This is a genomic window from Paraburkholderia xenovorans (assembly GCF_046030735.1).
Lineage (GTDB): Bacteria > Pseudomonadota > Gammaproteobacteria > Burkholderiales > Burkholderiaceae > Paraburkholderia > Paraburkholderia xenovorans_A.
In genome coordinates this window covers 130769-156499 of sequence record NZ_JAQQBV010000015.1, presented here as the reverse complement: position 1 = coordinate 156499, position 25731 = coordinate 130769, and the positions used below count along the sequence as shown (strand labels likewise).

Here is a 25731-nt window from a genome sequence, read left to right as displayed (position 1 = left end):
GATCTTTAAATTCCTCCGCTCTGCATTACTGTGGCAACGGCAGCTTCGACTGCGCAACGTGGGAGAGGAGGTTTTCCACGGATACGTGCATCACATCGGTAAAGGGCTTCGGATACAGGCCCATGAACAGCGTCAGTGCGGCAAGCACTGCCAGCATGAAAAATTCGCGGCGGTTGATGTCCACGAGGCTCTTCACGTGATCGTTGGTGATCGCGCCGAAGTACACCCGCTTGTACATCCACAGCGTGTAAGCGGCGCCGAGAATCAGCGTGACGGCCGCGCCGCCCGCAATCCAGAAGTTGTACTGGACCGCCGCCAGAATCACCATGAACTCGCCGACGAACCCGGAGGTACCCGGCAAGCCGCAATTGGCCATCGAGAACAGCATCACGAATGCAGCGAACTTCGGCATCACGTTGACGACACCGCCGTAATCGGCAATCTGACGCGAGTGCATGCGGTCGTACAGCACGCCGATGCTCAGGAACATCGCGCCCGACACGAAACCGTGCGAGATCATCTGCACGATCGCGCCTTCCATACCGAGCTGGTTGAAGATGAAGAAGCCGAGCGTCACGAAGCCCATGTGCGCGATCGACGAATACGCGACCAGCTTCTTCATGTCGGCCTGCACCATCGCGACCAGACCAATATAGATAACCGCGACCAGCGACAGCGTGATGACGACCGGTGCGAGGAAATGACTTGCGTCCGGCGTGATGGGCAGCGAGAAGCGCAGGAAACCGTACGCGCCGAGCTTCAGCATGATCGCCGCCAGCACCACCGAGCCGCCGGTCGGCGCTTCCACGTGGGCGTCAGGCAGCCACGTGTGAACCGGCCACATCGGCACTTTCACCGCGAAGGCCATAAAGAACGCAATGAATAGCAACACCTGTGGCGTCATGCCGATTTGCGCGTTCTGCCACGTCGCCAGATCGAACGTGCCGGTCTGGACGTACAGATAAATCAACGCGACCAGCATCAGCAGCGAACCCATCAGCGTGTACAGGAAGAACTTGAACGCCGCATACACGCGGTTCGCTCCGCCCCACACGCCGATGATGATGTACATCGGAATCAGCGTCGCTTCGAAGAACACGTAGAACAGCATGCCGTCCGCGGAACTGAACACGCCGACCATGATGCCGGAGAGAATCAGGAACGCAGCAAGGTACTGCGCGACGTTCTTCGTAATCACTTCCCACGCGGCGATCACGACGATCACCGTGATCAATGCAGTCAACACGACGAACCACATCGAAATGCCGTCCACACCGAGGTGATACGCAATGTGGAAGCGCTCGATCCAGTTCGCCTTTTCGACGAACTGGAGATCGGCCGTGCTCGAGTCAAAGCCGGTAATCAGCGGGATCGTCACGATGAAGCTGACGACCGAGCCGATCAGCGCGACCCAGCGCACCGGAGTGGGATTCTTGTCCGAACCGATAGCAAGAACCAGCAGACCTACGAGGATCGGTAACCAGATCGCGATACTGAGAATCGGATAAGCGTGCATTAGTGTCCCTCGCCTTATTTGCCGCCGAGCGTTACAAACAGGGTCAGGAGCCCCAGCATGCCGATAATCATGGCAAACGCGTAGTGGTAGATATAGCCCGACTGGAGGAAACGGATCACGCCGGCGAACCAGCCGATAAAGCGCGCGCTGCCGTTGACGATACCGTCGATCACCACGACGTCGCCTTCCTTCCAGAGACCACGGCCGATTGCCACCGCGCCTCGCGCAAACACCACCTCGTTGATCTTGTCCATGTAGTACTTGTTATCGAGCAACGTGTAGATCGGGCCGGCTGCGCGCTTGATGACAGCAGGCAGATCGGGACGAACCAGATACAGGAACCATGCGACCACGACACCGGCGAGCGCGAGCCACACCGGCAAGCCCGACACCGAGTGGAAGCCCATCGACGCCCAGCCCTGGAATTCATCGGCCATCTCATGCAGCGCCGGATGGTTTTCGCCGATGAAGATCACCTTGTCGAACGCCACGCCATGCTGGAAGAAGTCGCCGAACAACATCGGACCGATGCCGATCGCGCCGATCACGATCGACGGAATCGCCAGCAGAACCAGCGGCACCCACACCACCCACGGCGTTTCGTGCGGCTCGTGCGCGTGGTCGTCGTGACCGTGGCCGTGTGCGTCGTGGCCGTGTGCGTCATGTGCGTGCGCGGCGGCTTCGATACCCATCGGCGATTCCGGATGCTTCGGATCGCGGAAGCGCTCCTTGCCGTGGAACACCATGAAGTACATACGGAACGAATACAGCGCGGTAACGAACACGCTCGCCACCACCGCGAAGTACGCGAAACCCGAACCCGGCAGATGCGACAGCTTCACCGCGTCGATGATCGAGTCTTTCGAGTAGAAGCCCGAGAAGAACGGCGTGCCGATCAGCGCCAGTGAACCGATCAGCGACGTGATCCACGTGATCGGCATGTACTTGCGCAGGCCGCCCATGTTGCGCATGTCCTGATCGTGATGCATGCCCATGATCACGGAACCCGCGCCGAGGAACAGCAACGCCTTGAAGAACGCGTGCGTGGTGAGGTGGAACACGGCAACCGGATAAGCGGACACGCCGAGCGCGACCGTCATGTAACCGAGCTGCGACAGCGTGGAGTATGCGACCACCCGTTTGATGTCGTTCTGGACGATCCCGAGGAAGCCCATGAACAACGCGGTGATGGCGCCGATGATCGTGATGAACGACAGCGCCGTGTCCGACAGTTCGAACAGCGGCGACATGCGCGTGACCATGAAAATGCCGGCCGTCACCATGGTTGCCGCGTGAATCAGCGCAGAGATCGGCGTCGGGCCTTCCATCGAATCCGGCAGCCACACGTGCAGCGGGAATTGCGCCGACTTACCCATCGCGCCGATGAACAGGCAGATGCACGACACCGTCAGCAGACCCCAGTCCGTGCCCGGGAAGGTCAGCGCCGCGAGTTCGGTGCGCTTCGCGAACACGTCGCCGTAGTTCATCGAACCGGCGAACGCGAACAGCAGGCCGATACCGAGCAGGAACCCGAAATCGCCGATGCGGTTCACGATGAACGCCTTCATGTTCGCGTAGATCGCCGTGGGACGCGTGAAGTAGAAGCCGATCAGCAGGTACGACACCAGACCCACCGCTTCCCAGCCGAAGAACAGTTGCAGGAAGTTGTTGCTCATCACGAGCATCAACATCGAGAACGTGAACAGCGAGATGTACGAGAAGAAGCGCTGGTAGCCGTCGTCGTCGGCCATGTAGCCGATCGTGTAGACGTGCACCATCAGCGACACGAAGGTCACCACGCACATCATCATCGCCGTCAGCGAGTCGACCAGAAAGCCGATCTCGAACTTGGTCTTGCCGATCGCCATCCATTCATACACGGTCGCGTTGAAGCTCGCGCCGTTCAGCACGTCGAAAAAGACGATGGCCGAAAGAATGAAGGAAATCGCGACGCCGAGGATCGTGACCGAATGCGCGCCCGCTCGCCCTACCGCTTTTCCGAACAGCCCCGCAATCAGGGAGCCGGCCAGCGGTGCCAGCGGGATCGCCAGCAGCAGGTTTTCATTGAGTGTCGTTGACATAACCGATTTACCTGAAATTAACCTTTGAGCTGATCGAGGTCCTCGACATTGATCGTGTCGAGGCTACGGAACAGGGTCACCAGAATTGCGAGGCCGATCGCCGCTTCAGCCGCCGCTACCGTCAGCACGAAGAAAACGAAGATCTGTCCATGCACGTCGCCGAGGTAATGCGAGAACGCGACGAAATTGGTGTTCACCGCGAGCAACATCAGTTCGATCGCCATCAGGATGATGATGACGTTGCGACGGTTCAGGAAAATGCCGACGATGCTGATCGCAAACAGGATCGCACCGAGGACGAGGTAATGGGCTAGGGTCAACATGATTTCTATCTCCTGTCCGCTCAGCTGTTTTTAGCAGGTGCCGAGTCGGCCGCCGCTGCCGCCGCGGCAGCTTCTTCTGCCGCGACGGTTGCCGCGGTCTTTTCCGACGCCATCTTCACGACGCGCACACGGTCCTGAGCGCGCACCTTGACCTGGTCGCTGACCTTTTGCCGTTTGCTGTCTTTCTTGTGGCTCGTGGTCAGCGCGATCGCCGCGATGATCGCGACCAGCAGCACGAGGCCGGCCACTTCGAACGCGAAGATGTAATCCGTGTAGATGATCTTGCCGATCAGGCGCGTGTTCGACCAGTCGGCCATGCCGTTCGCGGCCGCCGTGGTGTCGCGCAGCGCCGTGGCCGTCGCGCCGTAGCCGTGCCACAGAATCAGCGCGGTTTCGATCACGATGATCGCGCCGACTACGGTAGCCATCGGCACGAAGCGTTTGAAGTCCTTGCGCAGCACGTCGATATTGATGTCCAGCATCATCACGACGAACAGGAACAGCACCATCACCGCGCCGACGTACACCAGCACCAGCAGGATCGCGAGGAACTCGGCCTGCAGCAGCATCCAGATCGCGGCCGCATTGAAGAACGCCAGCACCAGAAACAGTGCCGACGACACCGGGTTGCGCGAAGTGATCACCTTCAGCCCTGAAACCACCAGGAGCAGCGCGAAGATGTAGAACAGTACGGTCGTGAATTCCATGATTACCGGTTCATCGTTAGGCCATCGTCAGGCATTGTTCTTTGGCACGTGCGTCCGTCAAAACCGCCACACAGGTGCGCCGTGCCGCGGCGGTCAGGCCGCGGCGTCCGGCCCGACAACAGGCCGTATTTCTGCTGCATTTACCGCTTTAACGATACGGTGCGTCTGCTGCCTTGCTGGCGGCGATCTGCGGTTCGTAACGATCGCCGACGGCCAGCAACATCTCTTTCGTGAAGTACAGATCGCCACGCTTCTCGCCGTGATACTCGAGAATGTGCGTTTCCACGATCGAATCGACCGGACAGCTTTCTTCGCAGAAACCGCAGAAGATGCACTTGGTCAGGTCGATGTCGTAACGCGTGGTGCGGCGCGTATTGTCCGCGCGCGTTTCCGATTCGATCGTGATCGCGAGCGCCGGGCAGACCGCTTCGCACAGCTTGCAGGCGATGCAGCGTTCCTCGCCGTTTTCATAGCGGCGCAGCGCGTGCAGACCGCGGAAACGCGGCGAGATCGGGGTCTTCTCTTCCGGGAACTGCACGGTCACCTTGCGCTGGAACGTGTAACGTCCGGTCAGCGCGAGGCCTTTGAGCAGCTCCGTCAGGAAGAAGGTCTTGAAAAAGTTTTGGATTGCGGTCATGGGTTCATCCGCCCTTTATTTCCAGATATTCAACGGCGACATGATCCAGAAGCCGACCACCACCAGCCACACCACGCAGACCGGAATGAAAACCTTCCAGCCCAGACGCATGATCTGGTCATAGCGATAGCGCGGGAACGTGGCACGCGCCCAGATGAACACCGACAACAGGAAGAAAACCTTCAGCACGAGCCAGAAGATGCCCGGGATAAACGACAGGAAGCCGAACGGTGCGCTCCAGCCGCCGAGGAACAGCGTTGCAGCCAATGCCGAGATCACGATCATGTTGATGTACTCGGCGAGGAAGAACAGCGCGAACGCCATCCCCGAGTAATCGATCATGTGGCCCGCGACGATTTCCGACTCGCCTTCCACCACGTCGAACGGGTGACGGTTCGTTTCGGCGATGCCAGAAATGAAGTACACGACGAACATCGGCAGCAGCGGCAGCCAGTTCCACGACAGGAAGTTCAAGCCGTAGGACGCGAAGATGCCATGTTCCTGCGAATTGACGATGCCCGACAGGTTCAGCGTACCGGCGGTCATCAGCACGACGACGAGCGCGAAGCCCATCGAGATTTCGTACGAGACCATTTGCGCGGCAGCGCGCATTGCGCCAAGGAACGCGTACTTCGAGTTCGACGCCCAACCGGCCAGAATCACGCCATATACGCCGATCGACGAAATCGCCATTGCGTACAGCAGACCCGCGTTGATGTCGCCGAGCACCGCGCCCGCCTGGAACGGAATCACCGCCCAAACTGCGAAGGCCGGCACCACCACCATGATCGGCGCGATCAGGTAAATCCAGCGACTTGCCTGCGCCGGCTGAATCACTTCTTTCAGCAACAGCTTCAGCACGTCGGCGATAGGCTGCAGCAAACCTGCGGGGCCGACGCGGTTCGGACCGAGACGCACGTGCATCCAGCCGATCAGCTTACGTTCCCACAGAATCAGGTACGCCACGCACAGCAGGATCACGACGGCTACCACCAGGATGCGCACGAGCGCCCACACCGTGGGCCATGCCACACCGAGAAGCTGGGTGCCGCCCGAGTTGATCGTATCGAACAAGCTCATTTACGCCTTCTCCACCACCAGTTCACCGAACAGGCTGCCCAGCGCTGCACCGGCAGGCGTAGCCGCCGATACGCGGACGACCGTCTCCGCAAGATTTGCGTCGCGCACGGCCGGCAACTGCACCGATTGCTCGCCCTGGCGCACGCGCACTGCGTCGCCCACCTTCAACCCCAGCTTGTCGAACAGCGCGGCCGGCAGACCGACCGAGTTCGCCGCGCGCGCCGCTGCCGTCAGATGCAGCGATTCGGCGCGACGCACCAGCGCATCGGCGTGGTAGATCGGCACGTCGGCGATACGCTCGAACTTGCCTTCCGCCGCCTTCACCGACTTGCCGCGCGCCACCGTCACGCTCGTGCGGTTCGACAGACGCGACTTCAGTTCGCCGTCGCCCAACGCCGCGGTACGCACTTCTTCGGACGTATCGAATTCGAAGCCCGGCAGACCGAGCAGGCTGCCCAGCACGCGCAACACCTTCCATGCCGGACGCGTGTCGCCCAGCGGACGCACGACGCCGTTGAACGTCTGCACCGTACCTTCGGCGTTGACGAACGTGCCGGCCGTTTCCGTGAACGGCGCGATCGGCAACAGAACGTCGGCGTAGTCGGCGCCCGTCTGGAACGGCGACAGCACGACAACCATTTCTGCCTGGTTCAGTGCGGCCAAAGCCTGTGCCGGATTGGCGGTATCGAACTCGGGTTCGACGTTCAGCAGCACATAACCCTTGCGCGGTTGCTCGAACACTTCGCGAGCGTTCAGACCGCCTTCACCCGGCAATGCGTTGACCAGATGCGCGCCGACCGTATTCGCGGCTTCGGTGAGGAAGCCCAGGGTCGCGCCGGTCGCTTCGGCAATCCACTGCGCAGCGGCGTGAATCGCGGCAAAGTCCGGATGACGCACCGCGCCGTTGCCGAGCAACACCACGCGGTGTTCGCCCGTGCCGAGCGTCCGGGCGACCTGCTTGTCGGAGTCCGTAGGCTGCGTGCCCGCGAAAGCTTCCGGCAATGCAACGCCCTTCGCTTCCGAGACTGCGCCGGCGATGCCGGCCAGCGCGTCGAGCCATGCCGACGGCGCTGCAACCACACGTTGCGCTTGCGGGATCAGTGCGTCGTCGTTGGTGGCTTGCACGAGCGTGAGCTTCGTGCCGCTCTTGGCCGCCTGACGCAGACGCGCGGCGAACAGCGGATGATCGCGGCGCAGATCCGAGCCTATCACCAGCGCCGAATCGAGGTTCGACAGATCGGCGATCGACGTGCCCAGCCACGGCGCGCCTTCGACGGACGCGGAGAAATCGGACTGACGCAGACGGAAGTCGACGTTCGGCGTACCGACCGCTTGCGCCAGTTGCTTCAGCAGGAACAGTTCTTCGACGGTGCTGTGGGCGCTGCCCAGCGCGGCCAGCGCGTTCGCGCCGTGGTCGCCCTTGATGCCCTTCAGACCCTTGACCACGTATTCCAGCGCGCTTTGCCAGTCGGTCTCGACCCACTTGCCGCCTTGCTTGAGCATCGGCTGCGTCAGACGTTCCGGGCTGTTCAGGCTTTCGTACGAGAAGCGGTCCTTGTCCGAAATCCAGCATTCGTTGATGGATTCGTTTTCGAACGGCAAAACCCGCATCACGCGGTTGTTCTTCACTTGCACCACAAGGTTCGCGCCGACGGAGTCGTGCGGGCTCACCGACTTGCGGCGCGACAGTTCCCACGTGCGGGCGCTGTAGCGGAACGGCTTGCTGGTCAGCGCGCCGACCGGGCACAGATCGATCATGTTGCCCGACAGTTCCGAATCCACAGTCTTGCCGACGAACGACGTGATTTCCGAATGCTCGCCGCGGCCCAGCATGCCCAGTTCCATCACGCCGGCCACTTCCTGGCCGAAACGGACGCAACGCGTGCAGTGAATGCAACGCGACATTTCTTCCATCGAGATCAGCGGGCCGACGTTCTTGTGGAACACCACGCGCTTTTCTTCGCTATAGCGCGATGCCGACTTGCCGTAGCCCACGGCCAGATCCTGCAACTGGCACTCGCCGCCCTGGTCGCAGATCGGGCAATCCAGCGGGTGGTTGATCAGCAGGAATTCCATCACGGCTTGCTGGCCCTTCACCGCCTTCTCGGACTTGGTGCGCACGATCATGCCGGCCGACACCGGTGTCGCGCATGCGGGCACGGCCTTCGGCATCTTCTCGACATCGACCAGACACATCCGGCAGTTGGCCGCAATCGACAGCTTCTTGTGATAGCAGAAGTGAGGAATGTACGTGTCGACCTTATGCGCAGCCTGGATCACCATGCTGCCTTCAGGCACCTCTACTTTCTTGCCGTCTATTTCAAGTTCAACCATGATGGTCAATCTTCCTTAACCTGTTACCGCTCAATCGTTCGCCGGTTCATCGCCCGTTTGAGCCGATGAATCCCGCGGATGACGTGTTCTGGTGCGCGCTGCTTCGCGCGCCTCGTCGCGTACCGGTTGCTGACTTCAGGCAGCCACTGTTTCCGACGCCGCCGCCGCGCCGGCGTGACCGCCGACGAGACAATGCTTGTGTGCGACGTGATATTCGAATTCGTCCCAGTAGTGCTTGAGCATGCCGCGAACCGGCATGGCCGCCGCATCGCCGAGCGCGCAAATGGTGCGGCCCATGATGTTTTCGGCGACCGAGTTCAGCAGATCCAGATCTTCCGGACGGCCGAGCCCGTGCTCGATACGATGCACGACGCGGTACAGCCAGCCAGTACCTTCGCGACACGGCGTGCATTGACCGCACGACTCTTCGTAATAGAAATAGGACAGCCGCAGCAGCGAGCGCACCATGCAGCGCGTCTCGTCCATCACGATGACCGCGCCCGAGCCCAGCATCGAACCGGCCTTGGCGATCGAATCGTAGTCCATGTCCGTATGCATCATCATCTCGCCCGGGATCACCGGCGCGGACGAGCCGCCAGGAATCACGGCCTTGATCTTCTTGCCGCCGCGGATGCCACCGGCGAGTTCCATCAGCGTCGCGAACGGCGTGCCGAGCGGAATTTCGTAGTTGCCCGGACGCTCGACGTCGCCGGAGACCGAGAAGATCTTCGTGCCGCCGTTGTTCGGCTTGCCGATTTCGAGGTAATTCTGCGGACCGACGGCGAGCAGGAACGGCACTGCGGCGAACGTCTCGGTGTTGTTGATCGTGGTGGGCTTGCCGTACACGCCGAAGCTCGCCGGGAACGGCGGCTTGAAGCGCGGCTGGCCTTTCTTGCCTTCCAGCGATTCGAGCAACGCGGTTTCTTCGCCGCAGATATAGGCGCCGTAACCGTGGTGCGCATGCAGTTCGAACGAGAAGCCCGAACCCATGATGTTGTCGCCGAGGAACCCGGCGCGGCGAGCTTCCTCTAATGCTGCTTCAAAGCGCTTGTAGACTTCCCAGATTTCGCCGTGAATATAGTTGTAGCCGACCGTGATGCCCATCGCGTACGCACCGATCACCATGCCTTCGATCAGCGCATGCGGATTGAAACGCAGGATGTCGCGGTCTTTGAACGTGCCCGGCTCGCCTTCGTCCGAATTGCAGACCAGGTACTTCTGGCCCGGGAACTGACGCGGCATGAAGCTCCACTTCAGACCGGTCGGAAAGCCCGCACCGCCCCGGCCGCGCAGACCCGACGCCTTGACGTCGGCGATCACCTGCTCGGGAGGAATTTTCTCTTCCAGAATCCGGCGCAGTTGCGCGTAACCGCCGCGCGACACATAGTCTTCGAGATGCCAGTTGTCGCCGTTCAGGCCGGCAAGAATCAGCGGTTTGATGTGACGATCGTGTAAAGACGTCATTTCGAAAGTTCCTCGAGCAGCTGGTCGATCTTCGCGCGGCTCATGAAGCTGCACATGCGATGGTTGTTCACCAGCATCACCGGCGCATCGCCGCACGAGCCCATGCACTCACCTTCTTTCAAGGTGAATTTGCCGTCGGGCGTGGTTTCGCCGAAGTCGATGCCGAGCTTCTGCTTCAGATATTCGGCGGCGCTCTCCGAGCCGCCGTCCGGGCCGAGCTGGCAAGGCAGGTTCGTGCAGAGCGTGATCTTGTGTTTGCCGACCGGCGACGTCTCGTACATCGTGTAGAAGGTCGCAACCTCCTGCACAGCGACCGCCGGCATGCCGAGATAGTCCGCGACGAACTGCATGAGTTCGGGCGACAGCCAGCCATGCTCTTCCTGAGCAGTGGCCAACGCCGACATCACGGCGGACTGTTTCTGATCGGCGGGATACTTCGCGATCGCACGATCGATTTCTTTCAGGCCTTCAGCTGAGATCATTTTCAGACACGACTCTTTCAATTCCTACCGAACGAAAACCCGTCGCTCACATCTTGCTGCGACAGACCCGGCGTTCCTTTGCTTGACGCGCGCTTCGGTGCAGGCTGAAGACACGCGGCGATGAATACGTCCTAGCGATCTACTTCGCCGAACACGATGTCCTGCGTACCGATGATCGTCACGGCGTCGGCGATCATGTGACCGCGCGCCATTTCATCGAGCGTGGACAGGTGTGCATAGCCCGGCGCGCGAATCTTCAGGCGGTACGGTTTGTTCGCGCCGTCCGAGATCAGATAGATGCCGAACTCGCCCTTCGGATGCTCGACTGCCGCGTACGCCTCGCCTTCCGGCACGTGGAAGCCTTCGGTGAAAAGCTTGAAGTGGTGAATCAGCTCTTCCATGTTCGACTTCATGCCGACGCGCGACGGCGGCGCGACTTTGTGATTGTCGACCATGACAGGGCCCGGATTCTTACGAAGCCATTCAATGCACTGTTTCACAATCCGCGTGGATTGGCGCATTTCTTCGACGCGAACTAGATATCGGTCATAACAATCGCCATTAACGCCGACTGGAATGTCGAAATCGAGCTTGTCGTAGACTTCATACGGCTGCTTCTTGCGCAGATCCCACTCGATACCCGAGCCGCGCAGCATCGCGCCGGTCATACCGAGGTTCAACGCGCGTTCCGGGCTGACCACGCCGATGCCGACCAGACGCTGCTTCCAGATCCGGTTGTCGGTGAGCAGCGTTTCGTATTCGTCGACGCAGTTCGGAAAGCGCGTAAAGAAATCGTCGATGAAATCGAGCAGCGAACCCTGGCGGTTTTCGTTCATCCGCGACAACGCTTTCGCGTTGCGGATCTTCGAAGCCTTGTATTGCGGCATTGCATCTGGCAGATCGCGATACACGCCACCCGGACGGTAATACGCCGCGTGCATCCGTGCGCCGGACACCGCTTCATACACGTCCATCAGATCTTCGCGTTCGCGGAACGCGTAAAGAAACACCGCCATCGCGCCGACGTCGAGCGCGTGAGCGCCGATCCACATCAAGTGGTTCAGCACGCGCGTGACTTCGTCGAACATCACGCGGATGTATTGCGCGCGGATCGGCACTTCGATACCGAGCAGCTTTTCGATCGCCATCACGTAGCCGTGCTCGTTGACCATCATCGACACGTAGTCGAGACGGTCCATGTACGGCACGGACTGGATGAAGGTTTTGGTTTCCGCGAGTTTCTCGGTCGCGCGATGCAGCAGACCGATGTGCGGATCGGCGCGCTGGATGACTTCGCCGTCGAGTTCGAGCACGAGGCGCAGCACACCGTGCGCGGCCGGATGCTGAGGGCCGAAGTTGAGCGTGTAGTTTTTGATCTCTGCCATGGCGTTCTCTTAGTGTTTCAGACCGCCATAGCGATCCTCGCGGATCACGCGCGGCGTGATTTCCCGCGGCTCGATCGTCACAGGCTGATAGACGACGCGCTTCTCTTCCGGGTCGTAGCGCATTTCGACGTAACCGGAGACAGGGAAATCCTTGCGGAACGGGTGACCGATGAAACCATAATCGGTCAGGATGCGGCGCAGGTCGGGATGGCCTTCGAAGACGATGCCATAAAGGTCGAACGCTTCGCGCTCGTACCAGTTGGCCGAATTCCAGATATCGACGACCGACGGAATGATCGGCACTTCGTCGTCCGGAGCGAACACGCGCAGACGCAAACGCCAGTTGTTCTGCACCGACAACAAATGCAGAACAGCCGCAAAGCGCGGGCCGTCGTACGCGCCGTCGGCGTAGGTTTGATAGTCGACGCCGCACAGGTCGACCAACTGCTCGAAACCGAGCGAGCGATCGTCGCGCAGACGCGTTGCCACATTCAGGTAGTCGCCGGCCTTCACGACAATCGTCAGTTCACCGATTGCTTCAGTGGAACTCAGCAGGAGGCCGCCGAAGGCCGCCTCGAGGTTCGCTTTCAGGGTCTCGAGTTTGCTTGCCATATTGTGGGGGTGGCGTTGGCCTTATTGACGGGCGATAGTATTGGTGCGGCGGATCTTGGCCTGTAACTGGATCACGCCGTACACCAGCGCTTCAGCCGTTGGCGGGCAACCCGGCACGTAGACGTCGACCGGAACGATCCGATCGCAGCCGCGCACCACCGAATACGAATAGTGGTAGTAGCCACCGCCGTTCGCGCACGAGCCCATCGAAATTACCCAGCGCGGCTCGGCCATCTGATCGTAGACCTTGCGCAAAGCAGGCGCCATTTTGTTGCACAGCGTGCCGGCGACGATCATCACATCCGACTGACGCGGACTCGGACGGAACACCACGCCGAAGCGGTCGAGGTCATAACGGGCAGCGCCCGCATGCATCATCTCGACCGCGCAGCACGCAAGACCGAACGTCATCGGCCACAAAGAGCCGGTGCGCGTCCAGTTGATCAGTTTGTCTGCCGTCGTGGTGACAAACCCTTCCTTCAAGACCCCTTCGATACTCATTTGCTTTCCACTCCAGACGGGGCGGCAAGCCTTGGCCACCCACGCAAACCGGCGATTAATCCATCATTCCCAGTCGAGGCCGCCCTTCTTCCAGATGTAGGCGAAGCCCAGCAGGAATTCGAGCAGGAAAATCATCATCGCCATGAAGCCCGGCCAGCCGATGTCGCGCAGGGCCACACCCCACGGGAACAGGAACGCGGTCTCAAGGTCGAAAATGATGAAGAGAATGGCGACGAGGTAATAGCGCACGTCGAACTTCATGCGCGCATCTTCGAAAGCTTCGAAGCCGCACTCATACGGTGCGTTTTTCTCGGTATCGGGCTTATTGGGACCGAGGATCTTGCCGATACTGACCAGTGCTACGCCTAAACCGGTGCCCACAATGAGGAACAACAAGACGGGGAAGTAGGCTGCGAGGTTCAAGACTATCCTCAATCGGTTGGTTCTGAGTGCCGCCAAGAGCATAGCACTCCTGACGCGAATTCACTTCGGAACACGCATCGCAATGTAAGCGACGCAGCAGCGATCCAGAAGTGAAAATGCCAGCCGAAGCGAAGCAAGCGGCTGGCATTTAGATAACATTTGGTGCCGACGGCGAGACTCGAACTCGCACAGCTTTCGCCACTACCCCCTCAAGATAGCGTGTCTACCAATTTCACCACGTCGGCACTAATTGCAATCCGGGAAAACAACTTGTAAAACCCGCGAATCGCTTCAAGACTTAGATTGTAACTGGTTTAAACAGTTTGTTCAACGCACCAAAGGCAGTTTGAACGAAAATTTATTTCGGCACGTCAGTAGCCGGGACGGACGCAGCCGAAGCAGCCAATGCAGCCGAACCACCAGCAGGCGCCGAAGCGGCCGAGGCAGCGACCGGTGCCGTCACAGCCGTACCCAGCAAGCCTGCGGACGGTTTCGAACGATACGCGCCGAGGTACGTGAGCGTCAATGTGGTGACAAAAAACACGGCGGCGAGGACCGCCGTTGTACGTGACAAAAAGTTCGCCGAACCAGTCGCGCCGAACAGACTGCCGGACGCTCCGCTACCGAAAGCCGCGCCCATATCGGCGCCTTTGCCGTGTTGCAACAGAACGAGGCCAATGACCCCGAGTGCCGACAACAGCTGAACGACGATAATCAATGTTTTTAAATACAGCATCACACTCACCTGAGTCTTTATTTAACCGCGCCACACAAAAAGTGCCGCGCGGGATGGAGTCATCCTCGCCGAGACGCGCTGCTTAACCGGCGACGCTCGCTGCGCCCGCCGCCTTGCAGATCGCCAGAAAATCCTGGGCTTTCAACGACGCGCCGCCGATCAGGCCGCCGTCGATATCCGGTTGACGGAACAATTCTTCCGCGTTTTCCGGCTTCACACTCCCGCCATACAACAGCGGTACATCCGCGACTGCCGCACCCTTGGCCGCGAGACGCGAACGCAGGAACGCGTGCACTGCCTGCGCCTGCTCCGACGTAGCGCTCTTGCCGGTGCCGATTGCCCAGACCGGCTCATAAGCGACCACGATGCGCGCCGCTTCCACGTCCGACAATTTGACCAGCACGGCATCCAGCTGATCGCCGACTACCTGTTCGGTCGAACCCGCTTCGCGCTCTTCAAGCGTTTCACCGACGCACACAACCGGCGTCAATCCGGCTTCGAGCACACGCTGCGCCTTGACCGCCACCAGCTCAGAGCTTTCGCGATGATAGGCGCGGCGCTCGGAGTGTCCGACGATCACGAGCGATGCACCGAAGTCCACCACCATCGACGCAGCGACTTCGCCGGTATAGGCACCTTGCGTGAAAGCCGAAACGTCCTGCGCGCCCCATACCACCCGGCTACCGCTCAACAACGATTGCGCCTGAGCGAGATAGGGACCCGGCACACACACACCGACACGCACATCCGCCGACAATTCGCCCGCGCCTTGCGCCACCGCTTGCAACAGCACGGCGTTCTCCGCGAGGCGGCCGTGCATCTTCCAGTTCCCGACTACCAGTTTGGTTCGTTGTTTCGACATCGTCTCGTCTAGTCTTGGCGGCGAACCTTAGCGGCAGACGCTTGTTTGCGCCTTATTGCGCTTACAGCCCGCCTTTCGGATTCATGCGGCGTGCGCAAAACGCGCAATTTTACTGCGTGGGGTGGATCGGGTCAAACCGGCTGTGTCAAGCGTCCTGACCCCAGCTCAGTACGATCTTGCCGACGTGCGTGCTGCTTTCCATCAGCGTATGCGCGTCTGCCGCCTGCGCGGCCGGGAACACACGATGCACGACCGGCTTGATACGACCGTCTTCGAGATGCGGCCACACGCGCTCTTTGAGTTGCGCGGCAATCTTCGCCTTGAATTCGATCGGCCGCGGACGCAGCGTCGAGCCAGTCACCGTCAAACGGCGGCGCAGCACTTCGTTTAGATTCAGCTCCGCTTTCGCGCCGCCCAGCAATGCGATCAGCACGATCCGGCCGCCGTCGGCCAAAGCCGTCAATTCGCGCGGCACGTAACTGCCCGCCACCATGTCCAGAATCACGTCGACGCCGCGATCGTTCGTCAGCGATTTGATGACTTCGACGAAATCTTCGGTCTTGTAGTTAATCGCACGCTCGGCGCCGAGCGCCTCGCACGCGCGGCACTTTTCGTCCGAACCGGCGGTCGCGAACACGCGAAAACCTAAAGCGTGCGCAATCTGGATCGCCGTCACGCCGATTCCGCTCGAGCCACCTTGCACCAGCAGCGTTTCGTTCGGACTGCCCTCTCCCTTGCCGAGTTGCGCGCGGTCGAACACATTGCTCCAGACCGTGAAGAAAGTCTCCGGCAGCGAAGCCGCCTCGACATCCGACCAGCCCACCGGCGCCGGCAGGCATTGCAGCAACGGCACGGCTGCGTATTCCGCGTAACCGCCGCCCGCCAGCAACGCGCACACGCGATCGCCGATTTTCAGCCCAAATGGATTGTTCTTTTCGTCGATCGTACCGCCGACGATTTCCCCCGCCACCTCCAGCCCCGGCAGATCCGAAGCGCCCGGCGGCGGCGCATAACCGCCCTTGCGCTGGAACACGTCCGGACGATTGATGCCCGAAGCCGCCACTTTGATCAGCACCTCGCCGGCCTTCGGCTGCGGCGTGGGCCGCTCCGCCAGTTTCAGGACGTCCGGCGCTCCGAATTCGGTGATTTCGATCGCTTTCATGTGCGTCAACTCCAAGATTGGATTGGGTTGCCTACGGCTCGGAACCAGCAGAGTACCCGTTTGCAACACAATCCACCCTGCGCCCTTCATGAAAAACGGCCGGCGCGCATTCGCGCTGCCGGCCGTCGTACTGCTACGCCATTACTGCGGCGTCGGCTCGCCTTGCGGCGCGCCGTTCGCGCCTTCGTTCAGCAACGCCTTGGCCGACAAACGCACGCGGCCCTTTTCGTCCGTCTGGATGACCTTGACCTTCACTTGCTGGCCGTCCTTCAGATAGTCGTTGATGTCCTTGATACGCTCGTTGGCGATTTCGGAGATGTGCAGCAGACCATCCTTGCCCGGCAGGATATTCACGATCGCGCCGAAATCGAGCAGCTTGAGCACGGTACCTTCGTAGACCTGGCCCACTTCGACTTCCAGCGTGATGTTCTCGATACGCTTCTTCGCTTCGGCCATCCCTTCGCTGCTCGTGCTGGCGATGGTGACGACGCCGTCGTCCGAAATATCGATCGTCGTGCCGGTTTCTTCGGTCAGCGCCCGGATCACCGAACCACCCTTGCCGATCACGTCGCGGATCTTTTCCGGATTGATCTTGATGGTGATCATGCGCGGTGCGTAGTCCGACAGCACCGTGTTCGCGCCCGACACCGCCGAGGTCATCTTGCCGAGGATATGGATACGGCCTTCCTTCGCTTGCGCGAGGGCGACCTGCATGATTTCCTTCGTGATGCCCTGGATCTTGATGTCCATCTGCAGCGCGGTCACGCCGTTTTCGGTACCCGCCACCTTGAAGTCCATGTCGCCGAGGTGATCTTCGTCGCCGAGGATGTCGGTCAGCACGGCAAATTTGTTGCCTTCGAGGATCAGGCCCATCGCGATGCCGGCGACGTGCGCCTTCATCGGCACGCCGGCGTCCATCAGTGCGAGGCAGCCGCCGCACACCGAAGCCATCGACGACGAACCGTTCGATTCGGTGATTTCCGACACGACGCGAATCGAGTAGCCGAATTCGTCGGCGCTCGGCAGGCATGCAGCCAGTGCACGCTTGGCCAGACGGCCGTGACCGATTTCACGGCGCTTCGGCGAACCGACGCGGCCCGTTTCGCCGGTTGCGAACGGAGGCATGTTGTAGTGGAGCATGAAGCGCTCGCGGTACTCGCCTTCGAGCGCGTCGATGTTCTGCTCGTCGCCCTTCGTGCCCAACGTGGCGACAACCAGCGCCTGCGTTTCGCCACGCGTGAACAGTGCCGAACCGTGCGTACGCGGCAGCACGCCGGTACGGATTTCGATCGGACGCACGGTGCGCGTGTCGCGGCCGTCGATACGCGGCTCGCCGTTCAGGATCTGCGTGCGGACGATCTTCGCTTCGATGTCGAACAGCACGTTGCCGACGCTGGCCTTGTCCGCCGCCACCGTACCGGCTGCCGAGGCTTCTTCTTCCAGCTTTGCCGACGTCGCTGCGTAGACTTCCTTCAGCTTGGTCGAACGGGCTTGCTTGTCGCGAATCTGATAAGCGGCGAGCAGATCGGCTTGCGCCAGTTCCGTCACACGTGCGATCAGCGGTTCGTTCTTCGCTGCCGGCTGCCAATCCCATTCCGGCTTGCCGCCTTCGCTGACCAGGTCGTGAATCGCGTTGATCGCGATCTGCATCTGGTCATGACCGTACACGACGGCGCCGAGCATCACTTCTTCGCTCAGTTGTTGCGCTTCGGATTCGACCATCAGCACCGCGCGTTCCGTACCGGCCACGATCAGGTCGAGCGCCGATTCCTTCATTTGCGGACGCGTCGGGTTCAACACGTATTCGTTGTTGATGTAGGCCACGCGTGCTGCGCCGACCGGGCCATTGAACGGCAGACCGGAGACGGCGAGCGCCGCCGACGCGCCGATCAGCGCGGGGATGTCGGCGGGAATTTCAGGATTCAGCGACAGGACGTGGATCACGACCTGGACTTCGTTGTAGAAGCCTTCCGGGAACAGCGGGCGCAGCGGACGGTCGATCAGGCGCGAAATCAGCGTTTCGCCTTCCGACGGACGGCCTTCGCGGCGGAAGAAGCCACCCGGGATCTTGCCGGCGGCGTAGGTCTTTTCGAGGTAATCGACGGTCAGCGGGAAGAAGTCCTGACCCGGCTTCGCGGTCTTGGCGCCGACCACGGTGGCCAGCACGACGGTGTCTTCGACGTCGACGATCACCGCGCCGCTTGCCTGACGAGCGATTTCGCCCGTTTCGAGACGAACCTTATGTTGTCCCCACTGAAATTCTTTGACGATCTTATTGAACAGAGTCATTGCTTTTCCTCATCGTAATGCCGCGCGGACCAGAAGCGGCGCGGCAACGCCAGGACCGGCACTGCATGGGGAGAGTAGTGTTATGCCATTCCAGAGAACCACGCTCGACTGATGTCCGCGCGCGAACCGCTGGAATGACACAAAGCTCTGCCCTGAAGCCCGGCCCTCTTTCTCTTTTTTGCTGCGTTCCTGCTGCTTTTTTCTACTGCTGCTTTTACTGCTGTCCCGCCGGCCGCCGCATGAACCATCACGCTACCGCGGCCGCCAGGCAATGCGCATCACATGAAGCGCACCGTGCAAAAACAAAATGCCTGTATCAGTGGAACTGACACAGGCATCTTGCTGAACGACTGGCCGATTACTTACGCAGACCCAGCTTCTCGATCAGTGCGCGGTAACGATCCGCGTCCTTACCCTTCAGGTAGTCGAGCAGCTTACGACGGCGGCTCACCATGCGCAGCAGACCGCGGCGGCTGTGGTGGTCCTTCGAGTGTGCCTTGAAGTGAACGGTCAGTTCGTTGATGCGGGTCGTGAGCAGCGCGACCTGAACTTCGGGGGAGCCGGTGTCGTTAGCTGCGCGTGCGAATTGCGCAACGACTTCGGACTTGGTGCTTGTTTCAACTGCGGACATGTCGATTTCCTTGAGAACTAGACAGGCGGTCACGGAAGAAAGGCCGTGCCGTGGGTTACCCGTTGTGCGACCAGTTTATGCATATATGGCTAGCACTATGCATAGATGGCTAACAACGGGACGCGTATTGTAGCACAGCGTAATCTGGCCGCGAACCCAGCTGCGCCAAGCCGGATCCTGCGCGCCTCGCGGCACTCCCGAGCGCCTTCAGGGCCGTTTCATCTTGCAAACGGTCGGCGGCACGGTACGCTCGGACGGCAGCGCCAGCACCGTGCGGAAGCCGTAACCGGAGCCTTCGTTATCGAACTTGACGCCCGGCGTGCCGCCCTTGTCCATCTCCATCACGTAAAGGGGCTGAATCAGCTGGTGGTCGTCGGCGCGCATCCACGATGCGTGGAATCCGTTGTCGAACCTGATCGCTTCCAGCGCGCGGGCGACCGCCGTCGGGTCCGCGCTGCCGGCGCGGTTCATCGCCGCGGCGAGGGTTTCGATCATCAGCGGCATGCGCAGCACCGGGTAATCGTCCTGTGCGGCCGGGAAACGGGCGCGATAGGCGGCGTACCAGGCATCGGACGCCGCGCCGCCCGCGTTCGGGTGCCATTCCGCTACCGCCACCACGTGTTTGACGCCGGCGTCGCCCAATGCGGCCGGCGCGCCCAGACTATTGCCGTAGAACGTGTAGAAGCGTGTATCCAGTCCCTGCTCGCGGGCCGCCTTGACCAGCAGCGTCAAGTCATTGCCCCAATTGCCGGTGATCACCGCATCTGCGCCGCTCGCGCGAATCTTGGCGATGTACGGCGCAAAATCCTTCACGCGGCCGATCGGATGAAATTCATCGCCGACCACCGCGATGTCCGGCCGCTTCACCGCCAGCGCCGAGCGCGCGAGGCTGCTGACGTCGTGACCGAAGCTGTAGTCCTGATTCAGCAAATAGACCTTCTTCACCGCCTTGTCGCGTTGGATCACGTCGGCCAGCGCATCCATCCGCATGCCCGCGTGCGCGTCGAAGCGAAAGTGCCAGAAGCTGCAAGCGGCGTTGGTCAGCGCGGGATCGTCGGCGGAATAGTTGAGGAACAGTTCGCGATTGCCCGGCTCGCGGCTGTTCTGCTTGTCGATCGCGCCGAGCAGCGCCGCGGCGACCGCCGAACTGTTGCCCTGCATGATGTAGCCGATATGGCGGTCGGCGGCCGCGCGCAGTTGCACCAGCGCTTCTTCGCTGCTGCCCTTGCTGTCCAGCACGACCAGCTCCAGTGGATGCGTGCCGTCGGCGAGCTTCACGCCGCCGTGCGCGTTCACCTGCTCGATCCCGTAGCGCAGATTGCGTTCGACCATCGCGCCCGCGTTGGCGAATGGCCCGGACATGCCTTCGATCAGCGCCAGTTGGATCGGCGTGCCGGCCGGCGCCGCAGTCTGCGCGGACGCTTGCGCCGCTACCGCCACTGCCATCGCCGTCGTCATCAGCGCGGTTATCGCCGCGCGTTGCCAGTTCGCCATCGCCATCGTCATGCCCGCCTGAATCGTTCGAAGCGCGGATCATAGGCGGTGCGCAATGGAATAAGCAAGCCGACCCGGCCGTTATTCTGCTTGAGTGGGCGCGCTGCACGACGCGCGCTTCTTTTATCGCAGCGCATGTCAAAATAATGCGTCTCGATGATAAAAACCGTCATTCAAATGCCATCGGAGGAATACATGTTCAACCGCCACCACCTCACGGCGGCCTCGATCGGCGCGCCGTCCGCCGGGCGCCTGCGCCGCGCCGTCGCCGTCTGTCTGAGCGCGCTCGCGCTGGCCGGCTGCGCGCAGCCGTGGCAGCAATTCCAGCAAGGCGCGGACGAATCGACCATCGTCGCGAAACTGGGCGCGCCGCGCGAATCCTACGATCTGCCCAACGGCGGCAAACGGCTGATGTGGCCGACCCAGCCGATGGGCGAGACCACTACCGCCGCCGACATCGACGCATCCGGCAAGATCGTCAACGTGCGCCAGGTGCTCCAGCCCAACGAGTTTTACCGCGCGGAAATCGGCAAATGGACCAAGAGCGACGTGCTGGTCAATTTCGGCCGCCCGGTCGAGACCATGTATTTCCCGCTGATGAAGCGCGAGGTCTGGACCTACCGCTATCTGGAAGACAACGTCTGGTACATGATGTACAGCTTTTATTTCGACGACCAGGGCATCGTGCGGCTCACGCAAAAAACGCCGGATCCGTTACACGACCCCGATCGCCGCAGTGTGTTCTGAGCGCCCGAGCGCCTCTCGACACTCAGCACGCATAGCACCGCCAGGCCACCCCTCATCGGGTGGCTTTTTTATTTATGGTGCATAAATTTATTTACCATCCAACGTATCGGATGGATTTATTTTTCGTTAATTCCGAAGACGGTGGATTTATTTTTTGATAGAAAGTCTTTAGTAATATTTCACCGGCACCGCCATCTGCCGGGCTTGCCTACTTCCGGAGCCGCTATCGATGAACCGTCCCAAACGCCTGCTGGTCGCCAATGTTGCCTGGGCGCATGAAACCGCCGCGCGCAACCCCGAATTCTTCCGCGAACTGGCGCGCGGCCAGAATCCGCACGTGCTGTGGCTCGGCTGCTCGGACAGCCGCGTGCCCGCTGAAACGATCACCCACTGCGAGCCCGGCGATCTGTTCGTTCACCGCAACATCGCCAACCTGTTCGATCCTGACGACGACAACTCCGGCAGCGTCCTCGAATACGCGGTGCGCGTGCTGAAGGTCGGCCATGTGATCGTCTGCGGACATTACGGCTGCGGCGGCGTGCGCGCCGCGCTGCTGCCGTCGGACCCGCAACTCAAGCATGTGAATCGGCGGATCGCGCCGCTCTGCGCGCTCGCCGGGAATCATCGCGCCGAACTCGACGGGCACGCCGACGAACGCTCGCGCGTGAATCGCCTCGCCGAGTTGAACGTGCTCGAACAGGTTCGCCAGCTACGCGCGAGTCCGATCGTGCGGGACGCCGAGACGCCGCCGCTCGTGCACGGCTGGATCTTCGCGCTCGAAGACGGCCGGCTCAAGGTGCTCACGTCCGGCTACGAAGCCGACGATGCGATGACCTGCGCAGCGAGTGCGCATAGCGCGGCTTAGCCCTCCTAACGCCCGAGTGGCAAGCGTCTGTTGCCCCCATCCCCACGGCTTCGCCCCCGGCAAGCCAACCCCAACTCCCTGCACTGACACCATGAACCTTCGAGCTTTCTTCACTACGTTCCAGCGCGATCTGTTCGCGGGCACGGTCGTTTTTCTCGTGGCGCTGCCGCTATGTCTCGGCATTGCCAACGCTTCCGGCGTCGAGCCGTTTGCCGGGCTGGTGTCCGGTATCGTCGGCGGACTCGTGGTGGCCGTGCTGAGCGGCTCGCGACTGAGCGTCAGCGGTCCGGCCGCGGGTCTCGTCGTGATCGTCGTCGACGGTATCGCGCAACTAGGCAGCTTCTCCGCGTTCCTGCTTGCCGTGCTGCTGTCGGGCGCGATCCAGTTCGGCTTCGGCATGCTCAAGGCAGGGCGCTTCGCGGCCTATGTGCCGTCGCCGGTCATCAAAGGCATGCTGGCCGCGATCGGCGTGCTGCTGATCGTCAAGCAGTTCCCGCTTGCGCTCGGCATCTCCGGTTCGCCCGCGACGCAAACCGCCGCGTCGCTCACGACCCCGCTCGGCTCCATTTCACTCGCCGCCTGCGTGATCACGTTGCTGTCGCTGGCGATTCTGTTCGCGTGGGAAACGCGCGCGATGCGCCGCTTCTTCATCGTGCGTCTGGTGCCGGCGCCGCTCGCCGTGGTGCTGGTGGGCATCGGCGCGACGCTGCTGCTCGGCGTGCTGACGCCGGGCATCGCGCTGCCCGCCGAACATCGCGTCGCGCTGCCGTCGCTCGAATCGTTCGCGGCCTTGCAACTCGCGCTGGCGTGGGCCGACTTCGGGCCGCACTTCGCGCAACTGGTGAACCCCAATGTGTGGCGCGTGGCGATCACGCTGGCGATCGTCGCGAGTCTCGAGACGCTGCTCAGCCTCGAAGCGGTCGAACAGATCGACCCGCAACGCCGTGCCGCGCCAGCCGATCGCGAGTTGAAAGCGCAAGGCGTCGGCAATCTGATCGCCGGCGCGATCGGCGGACTGCCGATCACCTCCGTGATCGTGCGAAGCTCGGCGAATGTGCATGCGGGTGCGCAAAGTCGGCTGTCGGCGGTGATTCATGGCGTGCTGCTGCTCGTCAGCGTGTTCGCGCTCACCAGCGTGATCAACCTGATTCCGCTCGCCTGCCTCGCGGCGATTCTGATCTTCACCGGCTTCAAGCTCGCCAAACCGTCGTTGTTCGTCGCGCTCGCGAAGCAGGGATTCGCGCCGTTTGCGCCGTTTATCGTGACGCTGGTGGGCGTGCTCGCGACCGATCTGCTGATCGGCATCGTGCTCGGTATTCTGTGCAGCGTGTTGCTCGCGCTGTATGCGAATCTGCGCAGCCCGATCGTGCTTGCGCAGCACGGCGATCACTATCTGCTGTCGTTTCGCAAGGACGTGTCGTTTCTCGCGAAGGTGCAACTGAAGCACTATCTGCAGCAGATCCCGGACGGCGCGACGTTGATCGTCGACGCGACACGCGCCGATTTCGTCGACCACGACGTGCGTGACCTGCTCGACACGTTCGTCGACGAGGCGCCGCGCCGCGGCATCGTCGTCGAGGTCAGGCATCAGGTCGAGACGCAGACACGCGCGGCGCGGGGGTGGTCGATGCGGCGCGCGGCGGCGGAATAACGCGCGGCGGGTGGGAGCGGGCGCTGGCGCGCTCGCAAACCGCTTGCGCGAAAAAAAGCCCCGTGCATTTCGCTGCACGGGGCTTTTTTACTCGGATCGACTGGATCAGGCTTGAGAACCGCGCCTATTTACGTTCACTCCGAACGTTGCGGATTCAACTTGTCGACGTTCGAATACAGCCGGTTGAGCGCCGAGATATACGCTTTCGCGGAAGCCGCAACGATATCCGGATCCGTGCCCACGCCGTTGACGATGCGCCCGCTCTTCGACAACCGCACGGTGACTTCGCCTTGCGCCTGCGTGCCGGTGGTGATCGCGTTCACCGAATACAACAGCAACTCCGAGCCGCTGCCGACTTCCGTTTCGATCGCGTTCAGCGTGGCGTCCACCGGACCGTTGCCGCGCGCTTCGCCGGTCACTTCCTTGCCTTCGACCGAGAACACGATCTTCGCGTGCGGCTGCTCACCGGTTTCCGAATGCTGCGACAGCGACAGAAACTTGTAGTGCTCCTTCTCCTGCGCCTCGGCGGATTCTTCGGAAACGATCGAGATGATGTCTTCGTCGAAGATTTCCGACTTGCGGTCGGCCAGTTCCTTGAAGCGCGCGAATGCCGCATTCAGCTCGGCTTCGCTATCGAGCGAAACACCGAGTTCCTGCAAACGCTGTTTGAACGCATTGCGGCCCGACAGCTTGCCGAGCACGATCTTGTTCGCGCTCCAGCCCACGTCTTCGGCGCGCATGATTTCGTAGGTGTCGCGCGCTTTCAGCACGCCGTCCTGGTGAATGCCCGACGCGTGAGCGAACGCATTCGCGCCGACCACGGCCTTGTTCGGCTGCACGACGAAACCGGTGATCTGCGACACCAGCTTCGACGCCGGCACGATCTGCGTGGTATCGAGACCGAGTTCGAGGCCGAAGTAATCCTTGCGCGTTTTCACGGCCATCACGATTTCTTCGAGCGACGTATTGCCCGCGCGCTCGCCGAGACCGTTGATCGTGCATTCCACCTGACGCGCGCCGCCGATCTGCACGCCGGCGAGCGAATTCGCGACCGCCATGCCGAGGTCGTTATGGCAATGCACCGAGAACACCGCCTTGTGCGAGTTCGGAATGCGCTCGCGCAATGTTTTCACGAGCTGGCCATACAGTTCCGGCACGCCGTAACCGACCGTGTCCGCGATGTTGATGGTGGTCGCGCCTTCCGCAATCACCGCTTCCAGCACGCGGCACAGGAAATCCATGTCCGAACGGCTGCCGTCTTCGGGCGAGAACTCGACGTCGTCTGTGAATTTGCGTGCGAAGCGCACCGCCAGTTTCGCCTGCTCGAACACCTGATCCGGCGTCATGCGCAGCTTCTTTTCCATATGCAGCGGCGACGTTGCGATGAACGTGTGGATGCGGAAATGATCGGCGGGCTTGAGCGCGTCGGCAGCGCGCTGGATGTCTTTGTCGTTTGCGCGGGCGAGCGAGCAGATCGTGCTGTCCTTGATCAGGCCGGCGATCGTCTGGATCGAATCGAAGTCGCCGTTCGAGCTGGCCGCAAAGCCCGCTTCGATCACGTCTACTTTCATCCGTTCGAGTTGCTTCGCGATGCGGATTTTCTCTTCTTTCGTCATCGATGCGCCCGGCGATTGTTCGCCGTCACGCAACGTGGTGTCGAATATGATCAGTTTGTCGGACATGTCGGAGCTCCTGAGGAGTCGGTCGATTATGGGGAAGCGAATTTTTTGAATGTGGGCGTTCGCATCG

Annotated in this window: 24 protein-coding genes and 1 tRNA gene; 3 read left to right on the top strand and 22 right to left on the bottom strand. The window is 61.3% G+C overall.

Annotated features, from left to right (window positions below; translation table 11 throughout):
• Positions 1-25: 25 nt before the first annotated feature.
• The 21 genes from PQQ51_RS17140 to PQQ51_RS17040 form a co-directional block, all read right to left on the bottom strand.
• Positions 26-1516: an NADH-quinone oxidoreductase subunit M gene (locus PQQ51_RS17140; protein ID WP_408497992.1), complete on the bottom strand. Its 1491-nt coding sequence runs from the start codon at positions 1514-1516 to the stop codon at positions 26-28.
• A 14-nt stretch (positions 1517-1530) separates the two neighbouring features.
• Positions 1531-3597, bottom strand: coding sequence for an NADH-quinone oxidoreductase subunit L (gene nuoL / locus PQQ51_RS17135; protein ID WP_408497991.1), 2067 nt, complete (start codon positions 3595-3597; stop codon positions 1531-1533).
• A gap of 17 nt (positions 3598-3614) precedes the next feature.
• Positions 3615-3920, bottom strand: a complete 306-nt coding sequence (gene nuoK, locus PQQ51_RS17130; protein ID WP_006052894.1) for an NADH-quinone oxidoreductase subunit NuoK — start codon at positions 3918-3920, stop codon at positions 3615-3617.
• A 20-nt stretch (positions 3921-3940) separates the two neighbouring features.
• Positions 3941-4627: an NADH-quinone oxidoreductase subunit J gene (locus PQQ51_RS17125; protein ID WP_408497990.1), complete on the bottom strand. Its 687-nt coding sequence runs from the start codon at positions 4625-4627 to the stop codon at positions 3941-3943.
• Between the two features lie 148 nt (positions 4628-4775).
• A complete protein-coding gene (nuoI, locus tag PQQ51_RS17120) occupies positions 4776-5264 on the bottom strand; it encodes an NADH-quinone oxidoreductase subunit NuoI (protein ID WP_408497989.1) in 489 nt (162 codons plus the stop codon).
• Positions 5265-5279: 15 nt separating this feature from the next.
• A complete protein-coding gene (gene nuoH, locus PQQ51_RS17115; RefSeq protein WP_408497988.1) occupies positions 5280-6344 on the bottom strand; it encodes an NADH-quinone oxidoreductase subunit NuoH in 1065 nt (354 codons plus the stop codon).
• Positions 6345-8678: an NADH-quinone oxidoreductase subunit NuoG gene (nuoG, locus tag PQQ51_RS17110; protein WP_408497987.1), complete on the bottom strand. Its 2334-nt coding sequence runs from the start codon at positions 8676-8678 to the stop codon at positions 6345-6347.
• A gap of 135 nt (positions 8679-8813) precedes the next feature.
• Positions 8814-10142 (bottom strand): NADH-quinone oxidoreductase subunit NuoF, encoded by a 1329-nt coding sequence (nuoF, locus tag PQQ51_RS17105; protein WP_408497986.1) that lies wholly within the window; start codon positions 10140-10142, stop codon positions 8814-8816.
• Entirely contained in the window at positions 10139-10624 is a 486-nt protein-coding gene (gene nuoE / locus PQQ51_RS17100) for an NADH-quinone oxidoreductase subunit NuoE (RefSeq protein ID WP_085484667.1), read from the bottom strand. Before nuoE ends, nuoF begins: the two co-directional genes overlap by 4 nt.
• A gap of 131 nt (positions 10625-10755) precedes the next feature.
• Entirely contained in the window at positions 10756-12009 is a 1254-nt protein-coding gene (locus tag PQQ51_RS17095) for an NADH-quinone oxidoreductase subunit D (RefSeq protein ID WP_408497985.1), read from the bottom strand.
• A 9-nt stretch (positions 12010-12018) separates the two neighbouring features.
• A complete protein-coding gene (locus tag PQQ51_RS17090; RefSeq protein WP_408497984.1) occupies positions 12019-12621 on the bottom strand; it encodes an NADH-quinone oxidoreductase subunit C in 603 nt (200 codons plus the stop codon).
• Positions 12622-12642: 21 nt separating this feature from the next.
• On the bottom strand, positions 12643-13122 hold the full coding sequence (gene nuoB, locus PQQ51_RS17085; RefSeq protein ID WP_006052903.1) for a NuoB/complex I 20 kDa subunit family protein: 480 nt from the start codon (positions 13120-13122) through the stop codon (positions 12643-12645).
• A gap of 63 nt (positions 13123-13185) precedes the next feature.
• Entirely contained in the window at positions 13186-13545 is a 360-nt protein-coding gene (locus PQQ51_RS17080) for an NADH-quinone oxidoreductase subunit A (RefSeq protein WP_007175615.1), read from the bottom strand.
• 160 nt (positions 13546-13705) lie between these two features.
• Positions 13706-13790: transfer RNA gene (locus PQQ51_RS17075), tRNA-Leu, on the bottom strand.
• A gap of 113 nt (positions 13791-13903) precedes the next feature.
• On the bottom strand, positions 13904-14281 hold the full coding sequence (gene secG / locus PQQ51_RS17070) for a preprotein translocase subunit SecG (protein WP_408498024.1): 378 nt from the start codon (positions 14279-14281) through the stop codon (positions 13904-13906).
• Positions 14282-14363: 82 nt separating this feature from the next.
• Positions 14364-15143 (bottom strand): triose-phosphate isomerase, encoded by a 780-nt coding sequence (gene tpiA / locus PQQ51_RS17065; RefSeq protein WP_408497983.1) that lies wholly within the window; start codon positions 15141-15143, stop codon positions 14364-14366.
• Between the two features lie 145 nt (positions 15144-15288).
• Positions 15289-16305, bottom strand: coding sequence for an NAD(P)H-quinone oxidoreductase (locus tag PQQ51_RS17060; RefSeq protein ID WP_408497982.1), 1017 nt, complete (start codon positions 16303-16305; stop codon positions 15289-15291).
• Between the two features lie 141 nt (positions 16306-16446).
• Entirely contained in the window at positions 16447-18594 is a 2148-nt protein-coding gene (gene pnp / locus PQQ51_RS17055) for a polyribonucleotide nucleotidyltransferase (RefSeq protein ID WP_408497981.1), read from the bottom strand.
• Between the two features lie 358 nt (positions 18595-18952).
• Complete coding sequence (rpsO, locus tag PQQ51_RS17050) at positions 18953-19225, bottom strand: 30S ribosomal protein S15 (protein ID WP_408497980.1); 273 nt, start codon at positions 19223-19225, stop codon at positions 18953-18955.
• A 207-nt stretch (positions 19226-19432) separates the two neighbouring features.
• Positions 19433-20725: a branched-chain amino acid ABC transporter substrate-binding protein gene (locus PQQ51_RS17045; RefSeq protein WP_408498023.1), complete on the bottom strand. Its 1293-nt coding sequence runs from the start codon at positions 20723-20725 to the stop codon at positions 19433-19435.
• 2 nt (positions 20726-20727) lie between these two features.
• Positions 20728-20892, bottom strand: a complete 165-nt coding sequence (locus tag PQQ51_RS17040; protein WP_408497979.1) for a hypothetical protein — start codon at positions 20890-20892, stop codon at positions 20728-20730.
• 22 nt (positions 20893-20914) lie between these two features.
• Between PQQ51_RS17040 and PQQ51_RS17035 the strand changes: the two genes are divergently transcribed.
• From PQQ51_RS17035 to PQQ51_RS17025, 3 genes are all read left to right on the top strand, one after another.
• Positions 20915-21466, top strand: coding sequence for a hypothetical protein (locus PQQ51_RS17035; RefSeq protein WP_408497978.1), 552 nt, complete (start codon positions 20915-20917; stop codon positions 21464-21466).
• A gap of 229 nt (positions 21467-21695) precedes the next feature.
• The gene (locus tag PQQ51_RS17030; protein ID WP_408497977.1) at positions 21696-22331 is read left to right on the top strand and encodes a carbonic anhydrase; all 636 of its coding nucleotides are present in this window, start codon (positions 21696-21698) and stop codon (positions 22329-22331) included.
• A gap of 91 nt (positions 22332-22422) precedes the next feature.
• Positions 22423-23982, top strand: a complete 1560-nt coding sequence (locus PQQ51_RS17025) for a SulP family inorganic anion transporter (RefSeq protein WP_408497976.1) — start codon at positions 22423-22425, stop codon at positions 23980-23982.
• A gap of 134 nt (positions 23983-24116) precedes the next feature.
• On the opposite strand, the gene PQQ51_RS17020 is transcribed toward PQQ51_RS17025, so the two are convergent.
• Entirely contained in the window at positions 24117-25664 is a 1548-nt protein-coding gene (locus tag PQQ51_RS17020) for a 2-isopropylmalate synthase (RefSeq protein ID WP_408497975.1), read from the bottom strand.
• Between the last annotated feature and the right edge of the window lie 67 nt (positions 25665-25731).

Excerpts from the sequence above, each read along its gene's own strand:
- PQQ51_RS17140 (WP_408497992.1), bottom strand. The coding sequence starts at position 1,516 with ATGCACGCTTATCCGATTCTCAGTATCGCGATCTGGTTACCGATCCTC.
- nuoL (WP_408497991.1), bottom strand. The coding sequence starts at position 3,597 with ATGTCAACGACACTCAATGAAAACCTGCTGCTGGCGATCCCGCTGGCA.
- nuoK (WP_006052894.1), bottom strand. The coding sequence starts at position 3,920 with ATGTTGACCCTAGCCCATTACCTCGTCCTCGGTGCGATCCTGTTTGCG.
- PQQ51_RS17125 (WP_408497990.1), bottom strand. The coding sequence starts at position 4,627 with ATGGAATTCACGACCGTACTGTTCTACATCTTCGCGCTGCTCCTGGTG.
- nuoI (WP_408497989.1), bottom strand. The coding sequence starts at position 5,264 with ATGACCGCAATCCAAAACTTTTTCAAGACCTTCTTCCTGACGGAGCTG.
- nuoH (WP_408497988.1), bottom strand. The coding sequence starts at position 6,344 with ATGAGCTTGTTCGATACGATCAACTCGGGCGGCACCCAGCTTCTCGGT.
- nuoG (WP_408497987.1), bottom strand. The coding sequence starts at position 8,678 with ATGGTTGAACTTGAAATAGACGGCAAGAAAGTAGAGGTGCCTGAAGGC.
- nuoF (WP_408497986.1), bottom strand. The coding sequence starts at position 10,142 with ATGACGTCTTTACACGATCGTCACATCAAACCGCTGATTCTTGCCGGC.
- nuoE (WP_085484667.1), bottom strand. The coding sequence starts at position 10,624 with ATGATCTCAGCTGAAGGCCTGAAAGAAATCGATCGTGCGATCGCGAAG.
- PQQ51_RS17095 (WP_408497985.1), bottom strand. The coding sequence starts at position 12,009 with ATGGCAGAGATCAAAAACTACACGCTCAACTTCGGCCCTCAGCATCCG.
- PQQ51_RS17090 (WP_408497984.1), bottom strand. The coding sequence starts at position 12,621 with ATGGCAAGCAAACTCGAGACCCTGAAAGCGAACCTCGAGGCGGCCTTC.
- nuoB (WP_006052903.1), bottom strand. The coding sequence starts at position 13,122 with ATGAGTATCGAAGGGGTCTTGAAGGAAGGGTTTGTCACCACGACGGCA.
- secG (WP_408498024.1), bottom strand. The coding sequence starts at position 14,281 with ATGCTGTATTTAAAAACATTGATTATCGTCGTTCAGCTGTTGTCGGCA.
- tpiA (WP_408497983.1), bottom strand. The coding sequence starts at position 15,143 with ATGTCGAAACAACGAACCAAACTGGTAGTCGGGAACTGGAAGATGCAC.
- PQQ51_RS17060 (WP_408497982.1), bottom strand. The coding sequence starts at position 16,305 with ATGAAAGCGATCGAAATCACCGAATTCGGAGCGCCGGACGTCCTGAAA.
- pnp (WP_408497981.1), bottom strand. The coding sequence starts at position 18,594 with ATGACTCTGTTCAATAAGATCGTCAAAGAATTTCAGTGGGGACAACAT.
- rpsO (WP_408497980.1), bottom strand. The coding sequence starts at position 19,225 with ATGTCCGCAGTTGAAACAAGCACCAAGTCCGAAGTCGTTGCGCAATTC.
- PQQ51_RS17045 (WP_408498023.1), bottom strand. The coding sequence starts at position 20,725 with ATGGCGATGGCGAACTGGCAACGCGCGGCGATAACCGCGCTGATGACG.
- PQQ51_RS17040 (WP_408497979.1), bottom strand. The coding sequence starts at position 20,892 with ATGACGGTTTTTATCATCGAGACGCATTATTTTGACATGCGCTGCGAT.
- PQQ51_RS17035 (WP_408497978.1), top strand. The coding sequence starts at position 20,915 with ATGTTCAACCGCCACCACCTCACGGCGGCCTCGATCGGCGCGCCGTCC.
- PQQ51_RS17030 (WP_408497977.1), top strand. The coding sequence starts at position 21,696 with ATGAACCGTCCCAAACGCCTGCTGGTCGCCAATGTTGCCTGGGCGCAT.
- PQQ51_RS17025 (WP_408497976.1), top strand. The coding sequence starts at position 22,423 with ATGAACCTTCGAGCTTTCTTCACTACGTTCCAGCGCGATCTGTTCGCG.
- PQQ51_RS17020 (WP_408497975.1), bottom strand. The coding sequence starts at position 25,664 with ATGTCCGACAAACTGATCATATTCGACACCACGTTGCGTGACGGCGAA.